The sequence below is a fragment of the Anabaena sp. PCC 7938 genome (genome assembly GCF_049315035.1).
GTDB lineage: Bacteria > Cyanobacteriota > Cyanobacteriia > Cyanobacteriales > Nostocaceae > Anabaena > Anabaena cylindrica.
Genome location: NZ_CP186034.1, coordinates 4,359,571 through 4,371,834 on the forward strand (window position 1 = coordinate 4,359,571; position 12,264 = coordinate 4,371,834).

9 protein-coding genes, 1 tRNA gene and 1 pseudogene are annotated in these 12,264 nt (G+C 40.1%); 7 read left to right on the plus strand and 4 right to left on the minus strand.

Annotation, left to right across the window (positions count from 1 at the left end; translation table 11 throughout):
• Nucleotides 1-49: 49 nt before the first annotated feature.
• Nucleotides 50-172 carry a hypothetical protein gene (locus ACOWPH_RS19840; RefSeq protein ID WP_150111053.1) on the minus strand — a complete coding sequence of 41 codons (123 nt, stop codon included), beginning with the start codon at nucleotides 170-172 and terminating at the stop codon, nucleotides 50-52.
• Between the two features lie 212 nt (nucleotides 173-384).
• Between ACOWPH_RS19840 and ACOWPH_RS19845 the strand changes: the two genes are divergently transcribed.
• The 7 genes and pseudogenes from ACOWPH_RS19845 (at nucleotide 385) to ACOWPH_RS19875 (ending at nucleotide 7,956) form a co-directional block, all read left to right on the plus strand.
• The gene (locus tag ACOWPH_RS19845) at nucleotides 385-1,482 is read left to right on the plus strand and encodes a tocopherol cyclase family protein (protein ID WP_015217110.1); all 1,098 of its coding nucleotides are present in this window, start codon (nucleotides 385-387) and stop codon (nucleotides 1,480-1,482) included.
• Nucleotides 1,483-1,515: 33 nt separating this feature from the next.
• A tRNA-Arg gene (locus ACOWPH_RS19850) sits at nucleotides 1,516-1,589 on the plus strand.
• Nucleotides 1,590-2,173: 584 nt separating this feature from the next.
• The gene (locus tag ACOWPH_RS19855; protein WP_015217112.1) at nucleotides 2,174-2,737 is read left to right on the plus strand and encodes a YdcF family protein; all 564 of its coding nucleotides are present in this window, start codon (nucleotides 2,174-2,176) and stop codon (nucleotides 2,735-2,737) included.
• Between the two features lie 166 nt (nucleotides 2,738-2,903).
• On the plus strand, nucleotides 2,904-4,067 hold the full coding sequence (locus ACOWPH_RS19860) for a GuaB3 family IMP dehydrogenase-related protein (RefSeq protein ID WP_015217113.1): 1,164 nt from the start codon (nucleotides 2,904-2,906) through the stop codon (nucleotides 4,065-4,067).
• Nucleotides 4,068-4,387: 320 nt separating this feature from the next.
• Nucleotides 4,388-4,732, plus strand: a pseudogene (gene trxA, locus ACOWPH_RS19865) (thioredoxin); the annotation flags it as partial.
• Between the two features lie 377 nt (nucleotides 4,733-5,109).
• Nucleotides 5,110-6,180, plus strand: a complete 1,071-nt coding sequence (locus ACOWPH_RS19870; RefSeq protein WP_042465451.1) for an LOG family protein — start codon at nucleotides 5,110-5,112, stop codon at nucleotides 6,178-6,180.
• Nucleotides 6,181-6,633: 453 nt separating this feature from the next.
• Complete coding sequence (locus tag ACOWPH_RS19875; protein WP_015217116.1) at nucleotides 6,634-7,956, plus strand: D-alanyl-D-alanine carboxypeptidase; 1,323 nt, start codon at nucleotides 6,634-6,636, stop codon at nucleotides 7,954-7,956.
• A gap of 68 nt (nucleotides 7,957-8,024) precedes the next feature.
• Here the strand turns inward: ACOWPH_RS19875 and lptC are convergent, their stop codons facing one another.
• From lptC to metG, 3 genes are all read right to left on the minus strand, one after another.
• Entirely contained in the window at nucleotides 8,025-9,287 is a 1,263-nt protein-coding gene (gene lptC / locus ACOWPH_RS19880) for an LPS export ABC transporter periplasmic protein LptC (RefSeq protein ID WP_015217117.1), read from the minus strand.
• A complete protein-coding gene (locus ACOWPH_RS19885) occupies nucleotides 9,287-9,916 on the minus strand; it encodes an NYN domain-containing protein (RefSeq protein ID WP_015217118.1) in 630 nt (209 codons plus the stop codon). Before ACOWPH_RS19885 ends, lptC begins: the two co-directional genes overlap by 1 nt.
• 336 nt (nucleotides 9,917-10,252) lie before the next feature.
• Nucleotides 10,253-11,857, minus strand: coding sequence for a methionine--tRNA ligase (metG, locus tag ACOWPH_RS19890; RefSeq protein ID WP_015217119.1), 1,605 nt, complete (start codon nucleotides 11,855-11,857; stop codon nucleotides 10,253-10,255).
• Nucleotides 11,858-12,264 lie beyond the last annotated feature (407 nt).

Genomic DNA, 12,264 nt, shown 5'->3' on the forward strand with positions numbered 1-12,264 from the left:
CGTAGTACCGCTATTACTTTATTGTATTAATAATCTAATATTTAATAGCTTATGTTATGTATTGCAGTCTGACATCATCATCCCCTGGCAAATCTGCAATCGTGGGTGCTACCTTGAGAATGCGATCGCTTTCCCTATAACTAGCAACTTGGGTAAATAGCATTATTGCCATTTGGATTCAGCTTTTTAAATCCTGCCAACCCTTAGATAAAATGTGATTCTACTGGCAATTTTTTAGTCCGAAGGACAGTATTTGTAGGGTGCGTTACGCTATCGCTAAAGCACCATTAATAAAGTTTACTGAAGATTATTGATAATTTTTATAGCCAGCTTTTAGCGAACTGACATCGCATATCCTGAAAAATAGGCACAATAAAAGCATCTATGCTGAGTATTCCCAAAAACTTCCTCAACTCAACTCAAACACCCCACAGCGGCTACCATTGGGACGGTACAAACCGCCGCTTCTTTGAAGGCTGGTATTATCGCGTCACATTGCCCGAAATTCGGCAAACATTCGCCTTCATGTACTCCATCGAAGATCCCGTAGGTGGTAAGCCTTACAGTGGCGGTGCAGCCCAAATCCTGGGTATAAATGATGAATACCTCTTTCGTACCTTTCCTGATGTCAACAAATTTTGGGCGAGTCGGGATGTCTTAGCTTTAGGACATTGGGGAAAAACAAATGTCCAGGTTTCTCCCTTATATCTCCTTCCCACAGAATTTGAGCATCATGTTCAAGAAGGCTATCAAGCCACTGCTACCTTAAACCAAGGCATAATTACTGATCCTGCCACGGGTAATTATTGCCGATGGCAATATGAAATTAAGCCCGTATATGCTTGGGGTAATCAAAATAGCATTCAGCAATCAACCGCCGGTTGGCTATCATTTTCGCAGATATTTGAACCGGGATGGCAAATTTTAATGGCTCATGGTTTAGCCACGGGTTCGATAGACTGGAATGGCAAAATATACGAATTTACCAACGCACCAGCTTACAGTGAGAAAAATTGGGGTGGTGCTTTTCCACAAAAATGGTTTTGGCTCAATTGTAATTATTTTGACAACGAGCCTGATTTAGCACTAACTGCTGGTGGTGGAAAACGTGGTGTCTTGTGGTGGATGGAATCCGTCGCCATGATTGGTATACACTACCAAGGCAAGTTTTATGAATTCGTTCCTTGGAACTCACAAGTAAACTGGGAAATTCAGCCTTGGGGAAAATGGCAAATGCAAGCCAAAAACTCTAAATATGAGGTTGAACTGACAGGAATTACTGATTTACCAGGTACACCCTTACGCGCACCCACAACAGATGGTTTAACATTTTGTTGTCGAGACACCATGCAAGGAAAATTAGATTTAGAATTGCGTGAAATTACTGGAGGCAAATCTAAAATTATTCTCAAGGCACAAAGTCATCTTTGTGGTTTAGAAATAGGTGGAGACGGTTGGGAGAATATTTGGCAATCTTTGTAAAACTACTGCTATAATTATGTATGCTTCACAGTTGGGGTTGTAGCTCAGTTGGATAGAGCGGACGCCTCCTAAGCGTCAGGTCGTGCGTTCAAGTCGCACCAGTCCCGTATATATAAATAATAGTTGGAATAATAGTTAGAACCATAACTACTGAAAAAATGCTTATTTTTTCCTTGCATTTTCGTGAAGTTTTACTAGAAAATGCTTCCGGATCATATAAATTAGGTAATGAATACGTCATTTATTGGATAGTTCAATTGCTACCTTTTACAAGTAGTATGTGATACTAAAAAAGAAAGGAGTCAAAGAATATGGCAACAATATATTAAAAATGGTTTAAAAATGTCATTCTGATAGCGTAGCCTGCCATAGGTTTCATCCGTGTGCAGTATAATTTTAACTACTTCGTAAATTATTAGAATTTACATCACAGAAAACGACAATCATAATCTTGTTTGATGCCATTGTCTAAAAACAATTTAATAAATAAATGGGTTTTAACCCCTATCATGATTTGTCCGATCTAGGTTAGGATAGTTCATCGAAGAGAGTAATCAGAACTATATCGTGATTTAATCCTTCTGAACATAAAAATACTCCCAGTCCTGATTTGGGTAAATCTTACCTAAGTCTTTTATCCTACATAATTTTTAGAAAAAATTCTGGTCTTTGCAGACACACCTAGAGAGCCTTGAATAAGCCACTATTTACGGGTCAATCTTTACGGCTTATATCTTTTATCTTACCAATTTTGGTGTGGTGGGGATACAAGGAAGTACAAAACCGGATTGTACATCCACAAGCCATGTTAGTGTTGGGCGGTTCTACTAGACGTTTAGAAAGGGAGAAATTCACAGCGGATTTTGCAAAAGATCACCCAGATATACCAATATGGATTACTGGAGGTAGTCCACCTAGATATACAAGACAAGTATTTACTAAAGCAGGAGTTGATCCCCGGCGTTTACACTTGGACTATGAAGCTGTAGATACGGTTACTAATTTTACTACGTTGGTAGATGAATTGCAAGCTCGTGGCATTAAAAGCGTTTATTTAATTACTTCCGATTTTCATATGCGTCGTGCTTGTGTCATCGGTGAGATTGTTTTGGGGAGTCGGGGTATTGAGTTTAAATCTATATCAGTCCCCTCGGAAACATCGCCGGAACCTATTGAAAAATCTATTCGTGATGGAGTTAGAGCCATCTTGTGGGTAGCAACTGGTTACACAGGTGCTGAACAAGGTAAAAAATAGATAATAATTTTTCAAGAGCTAGAGGATAGGGGGCAGGAAAAAGATAAAATTTATCTCCAGCTACAGTCCCTAGTCTTCCCAATCCCTAGTCTCCTAGAAAAAAATCCCTGCCAACATCCCCACAATTTGATACCCTAGCTTAAACAGATTTGAGAAAAGTGAAAGCGTGGAAATTCAACTTGGGCGGGGAAAAATAGCTCGTAGAGCATATGGAATTGATGAAATTGCTCTAGTCCCTGGGAACAAAACACTCGATCCGAGTTTGGCAGATACTAGCTGGCGTATTGGCAATATTGAGCGAGAAATCCCTATTATTGCCAGTGCAATGGATGGTGTTGTCGATGTAGAGATGGCTGTGCGTTTGTCCCAGCTAGGGGCTTTGGGCGTGATTAATTTAGAGGGTGTCCAAACTCGCTATGCAGATCCAGAGCCGATTTTAGATCGGATTGCGTCTGTGGGGAAAGATGAATTTGTGGCCCTCATGCAAGAACTCTATGCCGAACCAATAAAGCCGGAATTAATTGAAAAACGTATTCAGGAAATTAAACAACAAGGTGGCATTGCGGCAGTGAGTGCTACTCCAGTAGGTGCTAGTAAATTTGGTGAGGTAGTGGCCAAAGCTGGGGCTGATTTATTTTTTATCCAAGCGACAGTCGTTTCTACAGACCATTTGTCACCGGAGTCTGTTATACCGCTTGATTTAGCAGAATTTTGCCGTTCTATGCCCATTCCTGTGGCACTGGGCAATTGTGTAACCTATGAAGTGACTTTGGATTTGATGAAAGCCGGAGCCGCTGCGGTATTGGTTGGAATTGGGCCTGGTGCTGCTTGTACTTCTCGTGGGGTGTTGGGTGTGGGTGTACCTCAAGCAACTGCGATCGCAGATTGTGCAGCAGCACGAGATGATTATTATCGGGAAACGGGTAAGTATATCCCAGTCATTGCCGACGGTGGTTTAATCACAGGTGGGGACATTTGTAAGTGTATCGCTTGCGGTGCTGATGGTGTTATGATTGGTTCTCCCTTTGCCAGAGCCGCTGAAGCCCCTGGACGGGGTTATCACTGGGGTATGGCAACTCCTAGCCCAGTATTGCCTCGTGGTACTCGCATTCGCGTTGGTACTACTGGTACTCTAGAGCAAATACTTATAGGCCCTGCGGGATTAGATGACGGTACTCATAATCTTTTAGGAGCCTTAAAAACTAGCATGGGTACATTAGGAGCTAAAAATATTCAAGAAATGCAACAAGTTGAAGTTGTCATTGCTCCTTCTCTACTAACTGAAGGGAAAGTTTACCAAAAAGCTCAACAGTTGGGCATGGGCAAATAACGAAAGTTACTGAGTATTGGAAAGAGGAAAGGGAGCAGGAGGAAAACACCTCGCCTCTGCCCCCTGCCTTATCTCCCCTGCTTCTTCTGCCTTCTGCCTCCAAGAAATTTTTCCAGTACCCTAAATAATCACGGGAAAAATCTCATCTGTCGCCTACAATAGAGATAGCGGAGACGCATGTTTCCGTTCACTCCTCACACCACACTCCGCCCGGACTACTGTTCGGGCGGTTCCTTATCTAGCTTCTTTGCAAATGTACATTCTTTACACCCAAGCAGATGTTTTTGCTATGGTAGAATTTTCACAAAACTCAGAAATATAATAGTCAAAGGTTTTTAGGAATGTCAGCAGCCGCAAGTGTTACGGATGATAGTTTTGATCAAGACGTACTCCAAAGTGATGTACCCGTTTTAGTTGACTTTTGGGCCCCTTGGTGCGGTCCTTGCCGCATGGTAGCTCCTGTTGTCGAGGAAATCGCTGCTCAGTACGAAGGCCAACTAAAAGTGGTGAAAGTCAACACGGACGAAAATCCCCAAGTTGCTGGTCGGTATGGTATCCGCAGCATTCCCACATTAATGATTTTTAAAGGTGGACAAAAGGTGGATATGGTTGTAGGTGCTGTGCCTAAAACTACATTATCTACAACCCTAGAAAAGTATCTTTGAGATCAATCAAGTTACAAAATTCTTTGGAGTCATCCATTGACTCTAGTTTTAGGTGAATATTTTAGGACTTACGCAAGATTGAACTCAAAAGCTGATTCTTACGTAAGGGTAATTCATGAATTACCCCTACTTCCATCCTGTTTTGCGTAAGTCCTGTATTTGTCAACTATTTAAGCTAAGAGGCGCAAATTTTGCGTCTCTGAAAAACTCTTTCCACAAAAGTGGTATGTTGAACAGCTAAGGATGTATCTTTTCCAGAGGATACATCCCTATTTTGTATTGGCTTATTCAAGAATTTGCATGGGAGAGTATCAAGGTATTGATACATGACAGACAAAATTTAGATAAAATATAATGCCATTGTTATGGTAGTTCTCATGAATTCATCTGCATCGTTTGAAATATTAGAATCTCTCCAAGCCGATATTGTTGAATTAATAGATCGTCTACCAACTTTAAAACATCGGCAGTTTATTCAGCAGGCACTTGCTACCATAGTGCGTCTAGCTGATGATGAAATTGATCGTCTTGATTGGAAAATATTATCTGCTGCTTTAGCCGATATGGAAGGAGGTTTTCAACTATTTTATGGTTATCGACACGTTCGCAAAGTTACTATCTTTGGTTCTGCTCGTTTAGCGCCAGAAACACCTGAATACCAGATGGCAGTTGAATTTGCTCGTGCTGTTTCTCAATTGGGCTTTATGGTGATGACAGGCGGTGGTGGTGGTATTATGCAAGCCGGTCAAGAAGGCGCAGGAAGAGACAATTCTTTTGGCTTAAATATTCAGTTGCCATTTGAGCAGCAGGCCAACCATTTTATTGATGGTGATCCTAAACTGCTTCACTTTAAATATTTCTTTACCCGCAAGCTGTTTTTGCTCAAAGAAAGTGATGCGGTAGCTCTGTTTCCTGGTGGGTTTGGTACTCAAGATGAAGCTTTTGAATGTATCACATTAAGCCAAACAGGTAAATTTGGCCCAGTTCCTGTAGTTTTAATTGATCCTCCTGGTGGTGATTATTGGCGCTCTTGGAGCGAATATATCAATCATCAATTGGTGGCAAAAGGTCTGGTTAGTCCAGATGATCCTAGTCTGTACACGATTACAGATAATTTGGAAGTTGCTTGCAATGCTATTACTCGGTTTTACCAGGTTTATCACTCTAGCCGTTATGTCGGTGATCAGTTAGTAATTCGTCTCAAACAAGATTTATCGGATACCAAAGTAGAACAACTGAATGATAATTTCAGTGATATTCTTGTCAAAGGCAAAATTGAAAAAAGTCAGATATTACCTCAAGAGGGTCAAGATGAAACATCTGAGCTACCCCGTTTAGTTTTATACTTCAATCAACGGGATTTGGGTCGTTTATATCAACTGATTGCGGTCATTAATGAAATGTGTATTCCTTCTGCTAAGGAAGCTGCACATCCAGAAAGGAAATAGGCTCTATGACGAGGGTTCTTAGGGAAAAAAGCTGGTTTGATCTAGGATAAGTGAACCTTTTTACACTAGATATTTATTCAGGCAAAGAGCAATAATTTGAGATTTAATATTATCCGTGCAATCAAAGGAGTTAAAAAATAAACCTGGAAATTTTTGGTTAATTTAACTCTAATTTTAGATGGAGTAATTATCTAAATAATGTGATACATCCTACTTCCAAATACGCAGAACACTAGTTATTATGACTCAATGCTGATGAGGGTAAATAAAGCTTGTATAGTTAAGCTGTCGATGATTGAGCTTTCCTGATGGCAAGTATCTAAACAATAAAAAATGCGGTTTTAAGGCGCGATCGCATAACCTAAAGGGAAACAAGCTACAGATCGACCGAGAAATCTCTCTGCAAACTAAAAAACAATATCAGACATCTGAACAAAGATAGAGGAATTAAATATGCTGGAATTATTAGGTTCAGGTTTGGTTTCACTTTGGCTCGATATGGCTGGGGTCAAGATCAAGCCTTTAAATGCTTTAGATGCATTGGCTTGGCAAAGTAGTCCGGGCTTTGTCATTGCCCCTGATCCCAACCCAGCAGGAGCTATGAGTGTACAAGAATATCTCAAAGACCTAATTACCTCCAAGGTAGTAACCCAAGATCTGATCAAGCACCAGGGAATTTGGTTGCAGTCTGGGCCAATGCTGATGGCTAATCACCAAGGTACAATCCCTCTACCCGCAGCATCTTTAACTAAGGTAGCGACTTCACTAGCGGCTTTTAAAACTTGGGGGCCAGACCATCAATTTGAGACTTTGGTTAGTACTACAGGCTCAATTGTCAATGGGGTTGTTCAGGGTGATTTGGTGATTACTGGTAGTGGTGATCCGATGTTTGTGGGTGAGGAAGCGATCGCTCTTGCTAATGCTCTCAACAAAATTGGCATCAAGCAGGTAAAGGGCAACTTGGTAATTACTGGCAATTTCGCCATGAATTTTCAACGCAATCCCCTCTTGGCTGGTCAATTACTCAAACAAGCCCTAGATCATAAAACGTGGAATCGTTCTGTGATTTACCAATACTCAATCATGCCCAAGGGAACACCCAAACCCCAAATTGTGATTGCTGGTACGGTTAAAGTCGCACCGCAGCCTAACCCTAAACAAACTTTACTGGTACGTCATCTTTCTTTACCCTTAAAGGAACTCATTAAGGAGATGAATATTTACAGTAATAACGATATGGCAGAAATGTTAGCTGAGTCGGTGGGTGGAGCAAATATAGTTAAAGCTACTGCTGCTAACCTGGCCAGAGTTCCCCAGTCAGAAATTCAATTAATTAACGGTTCTGGACTGGGACGAGAAAATCGTATTTCCCCTAGAGCAGTATGTGCCATGTTCATGGCGCTACAAAATGCAGCTTCTGCCTATAATCTGACCTTAGGTGATTTGTTTCCTATGTCTGGGTTAGATCACCGGGGGACAATGAACTCTAGACATATGCCCGCTGCGACTGTGATGAAAACAGGAACTCTCAGCGATGTGAGTGCTTTAGCCGGAGTTGTGCCTACACGCGATCGCGGTTTAGTCTGGTTTGCGATCATCAATCGTGGTAACAATGTGTCAAGTTTCCGTGCCGAACAAGATAAACTTTTGCAACATCTGGTCAAACAATTGCAAGCATCCGCTGGTGTTCCTACTGTCCTTACTCCTCACTCGGCTACACAGTCATTACCAAAATTAGGTTCAGTTCAGAGAAATGAGATTTTATATAGAAGCTAGTGATGAGGAACGGGAAAAAGATACAACAGGAGTCAGAATTTATTTGTCTTCCCCAACATACCATCACCCTAATAACTACCATCTTGGGGAATAATTTCTGTTAACACTCGCTCTTTGGAACTGCCACCTTTGACAACAATATTTTCTGTTTGTAGATTCCCAATAGCTGTTTCACCAGTGAAATTTAATTGCGGGTCAATTTGACGATAAACTATATTTCCTTGGGCTTCTAATAGTTTTCTGTCTAAATACCAAGTGAGTTTATTTGATTTTAAAGACTGACGACGTTGCCCTACTGCGTTAACATTGCCTGTTAAATAAACTGTTTTTTGTGGGATTTTCATCTCCCCTTGATTGCCAGTTACAGTTACATTTTCAGTCTTGTGAAAAACACGCACAGGGGAATTTGTTTTCACAATTTCTTGTTTAATGTTCCAGGTCATAGAGTTACTGGTTATCTGCATAGATGGGTCTAGTAACTCTAATTGGGCTTTTGGTTGAATAGTAGCAACTTTTGTTTTTAAATTAATTTCTGCTGCATTTCCTCGACCACGATCAGTTATTTTATTGTCTTTATAGCGGTCAATTTCAATAGGACGATTACCAATTAATTTCTCTTCTTTGACTTGCCAAATTAAATGTTCGGTTCGCATTTGCAATTGTGGGTCATTAGCAGTTGCCACTACTTTTCCAGAAAATTCTACCCGTTGTTCACGGGTTTTTACTCTTGCTTCCTGGGCTGTAGCTTTTAATTGTTTATGATTACCATTTAACTGATTACGAACAATTAATAAATCTTCTTGGGGTCGCCATTCTAACTCATTACCTTGCAAGACTACACCATTAAGAGGATCTGTAGCCAGAATTTTACCTCTAAGCAACAGTTGTTTACCATCTTGCTGAATGTCGGCTTTGTCTGCTTTTATCGTGTAAACTATTTTGCCATCTTGGTAAAGTTCGCCATCAGGATTTTCAGCCTCACCAATTTCCTTTTCTTTGGTATATTTTGCTCTAATAGCTTTAACTTTCCAAATTGGTCTGCCTACTTCATCAAATTGTTCTAAAGCTACACCAAAGAAAGTCAACTTACTATCTCTATCTTGGTTAGATGCATCCCCTGGATCTGGTTTAGTAGGAGATGGAGTTCCACAGGAAAATAAACCGATGACCAAAAATAAGGTCAAAGGCAGGTAAGACCAATTTTTTGGCAATTTAAAATTCTCCCATAATTTTCCCCCTGACCATGAATAGAAGTGAGGGGAGTTGGTTTTACTTCCCCCCGGAAGTTGTGACTTTCTGCCTCCATTCGTCCTGCCTTTTTGATGTTGCATTATTCAGGAATTTCTAGATGTCCTTCACTATCTCGATGCTCATCCAAAAAACCCATACTAGATAAAGGTCGATATGGATAGCTTTGACGGGGTGTTTTTTGGATGTCTTCTTTGATGGCTTCTAAATCAATATAGCGATCGCTCACATTAATTAAGCTATCACTAGTCATCGATCGCAAACTCACCACTTCGACCCGGACACCCCGATAGCTGACCGAATTTACAGCATAAGCTAAATCGCCGTCACCGCTAACTAAAACTGCGGTATCATAGGAATCAACAAGAGCCATCATATCAACAGCTATTTCTACATCCAGGTTAGCTTTTTTTGAGCCATCTGGCAGTTGCACCAAATCTTTAGCAATGACTCGGTAACCATTGCGACGCATCCAGAGCAAAAATCCCTGTTGCTTCTCATTTGTCCGATCTACACCAGTATAGAAAAAAGCCCGCAACAGCCTTGATCCCCCAGTTAATCGGCATAAAAGCTTAGTGTAATCAATTTCAATTCCTAATTGTAAAGCCGCATAAAATAAATTTGAGCCATCTATAAATATGGCTACACGACCACGATTTTCTAAAACTTGTTCTGGTGTAAATATTGAGTCGTTTTCCAAATTATTCAACATCGTTCTCATACCTCAGTTTTTATCCTTGTTATTTTTGATAGAAATCACTAATACCTTTTTGGATTTTGGTGAAGCAGCGCGATTTTGGGGGTTTACCCTGTGTAGCTTGCTTCCCCTTAGGGATTGCTGTGCTACTTTGTGGAGCTACGCTGATCATCCGAATTGATTGGGAATCGCTTTGTGCATCTAGGTTATGTACATCCCATTTTTCACCATCATTTTTCTTTCTTGGTATAACTTTTACATACTTCTTAGATTGGCTTATGATAATTTTCCGGGGCTAAATATAAGTTAAGCCCCGATTCAGTCTTTAAAGTGAATCAAAAATTGCAAGTACTAATCGTTTTTTAGTGGTTCTATACGTTTAAAAATTGGTTGGGGTGTACCCAACTGCTGTTTATCTGAAAGTAAGCCCCATTTTGCATGGTTAGTAAAAGGAGCAGCAATTGAACTTTCTGGTTGATTGTTAAAGTTTATGCCCCATCCTAGTTGCTGATAAATATCACTGCTGATATTAGGAATAATTGGAGATAGGAGATAAGCTGCTAGTCTCACAGATTCCAGAACTGTGTACAGCACTGCTTCCACTTCTTCCTGTTTTCCTTGCTTATATAATGACCAAGGAGCTTGTTCATCAATAAACTTGTTGCTGGCTTGTACCAGTGAAAGAACAGCTAGACAAGCTTCACTGAAAGCTGGTGTCTCATAGGCTTGTTTGACTTGCTCCCCTAGACGTAAACCAATCGCTTTCAAAGGATTCTCAACCGGAATAACTTCTGGAGCAATTGCAGGCACTTTTCCAGCGCAGTATTTTTGCACCATGTTCAAAGTACGATTTAACAAATTACCTAAATCATTTGCCAAATCTGCATTCAAAACATTAATGAACCTAATTTCATTAAAATCTCCATCTTTGCCAAATTCGATTTCCTTAAGGAAGTAATAACGAACGGCATCACTACCATAGCTTTTGACTAATGCGATTGGATCAAGGGTATTACCTAGAGTTTTTCCCATTTTTTGACCGTCTTTAGTCAAAAATCCATGCCCAAATACTCGCTCTGGCAAGGGTAAATTAGCTGACATCAGCATTGCTGGCCAGTAAACTGCATGAAAGCGCAATATATCTTTACCTATCAGGTGGAGATTAATTGGCCACCAGGTTTTTAGGGCATTGGCTAAAGTCGGTTCTGGATCGTCTGGTTCTAACAATGCGGTGACATAACCCAAGAGGGCATCAAACCACACATAAAGGGTATGTTTGGAATCTACAGGTACTGGAAAACCCCAATCTAAGTTCACCCGCGAAATCGAAAAGTCTTGTAAACCTTGACTCACAAAGTTGAGAACTTCATTTCGCCGACTTGCCGGCTGGATAAAATCTGGTCTAGACTGATAGAATTCCTCTAGTTTGGTTTGATATTTGGATAAACGGAAAAAGTAGTTTTGCTCGTCTCGCCACTCTACTGGCTTGGTAGTATGTATGGGGCAACGTTTGTCATCTAGCAGTTCTCTTTCTTCTTTAAATTCTTCACAGGATACGCAGTACCAACCTTTTTGTTGTCCTTGGTAAATATCGCCGTTTTCCCAAACTTGCTGAAAAAATTCTTTGACAATTGCTTGATGATTTGCCGTGGTAGTGCGACTAAAGCGATCGTATTGAATATTCAGAACTTGCCATAAGTTCAGAAAACTTGGTACTATTTCATCACAAAATTCTTGTGGTGCTTTTCCTAAATTTTCTGCTGTACGCTGAATTTTTTGCCCATGTTCATCTGTACCCGTAATCAGCAGTACTTGATTTCCCAATAAGCGTTGAAACCTGGCTATTACATCCGCAGCTATTGTTGTATAAGCACTGCCAATATGAGGAACATCGTTTACATAGTATAAAGGTGTTGTCAGTACAAAGGTATTTTTTGTTTTATTCACTAGGGTCATGTAAATTAAAAAAACAAATTATTAACAAGAAAAAATTAATGAGTTACAGGAGTAGCACTTATGCATTCTGAATTTCTTCTTCATACAGTTTTCTTAGTTAATCCCGCAAAACCAAGCAATTATATAACATTGCCGCTATTTTTTCCAGCAGCAATTTCATATTAGCAAATTTATCAACTCCATAATTTTTTTGTAATATTTAGAAAATCAGCTAATTTATTACAAGTTTTAGGATGGTAGTTGCTAATAATCATGGTGAAAGCTGTTTGTTACAGTGATTGTTACAAATAGATGTTATGGAAAATACACTAACCTCTATAATTTAGACATTTCTGGCTTATAGCGCAGCTTGGCATTAGCTATAGACTGACTAGGCTATAGTAAAGAAATATAAAGATTATATCAAG

Coding starts and splice junctions, on each gene's coding strand:
- ACOWPH_RS19870 (WP_042465451.1), top strand. CDS start 5,110: ATGAATTCATCTGCATCGTTTGAAATATTAGAATCTCTCCAAGCCGAT.
- metG (WP_015217119.1), bottom strand. CDS start 11,857: ATGACCCTAGTGAATAAAACAAAAAATACCTTTGTACTGACAACACCT.
- ACOWPH_RS19875 (WP_015217116.1), top strand. CDS start 6,634: ATGCTGGAATTATTAGGTTCAGGTTTGGTTTCACTTTGGCTCGATATG.
- ACOWPH_RS19840 (WP_150111053.1), bottom strand. CDS start 172: ATGGCAATAATGCTATTTACCCAAGTTGCTAGTTATAGGGAAAGCGAT.
- ACOWPH_RS19885 (WP_015217118.1), bottom strand. CDS start 9,916: ATGTTGAATAATTTGGAAAACGACTCAATATTTACACCAGAACAAGTT.
- lptC (WP_015217117.1), bottom strand. CDS start 9,287: ATGCAACATCAAAAAGGCAGGACGAATGGAGGCAGAAAGTCACAACTT.
- ACOWPH_RS19845 (WP_015217110.1), top strand. CDS start 385: ATGCTGAGTATTCCCAAAAACTTCCTCAACTCAACTCAAACACCCCAC.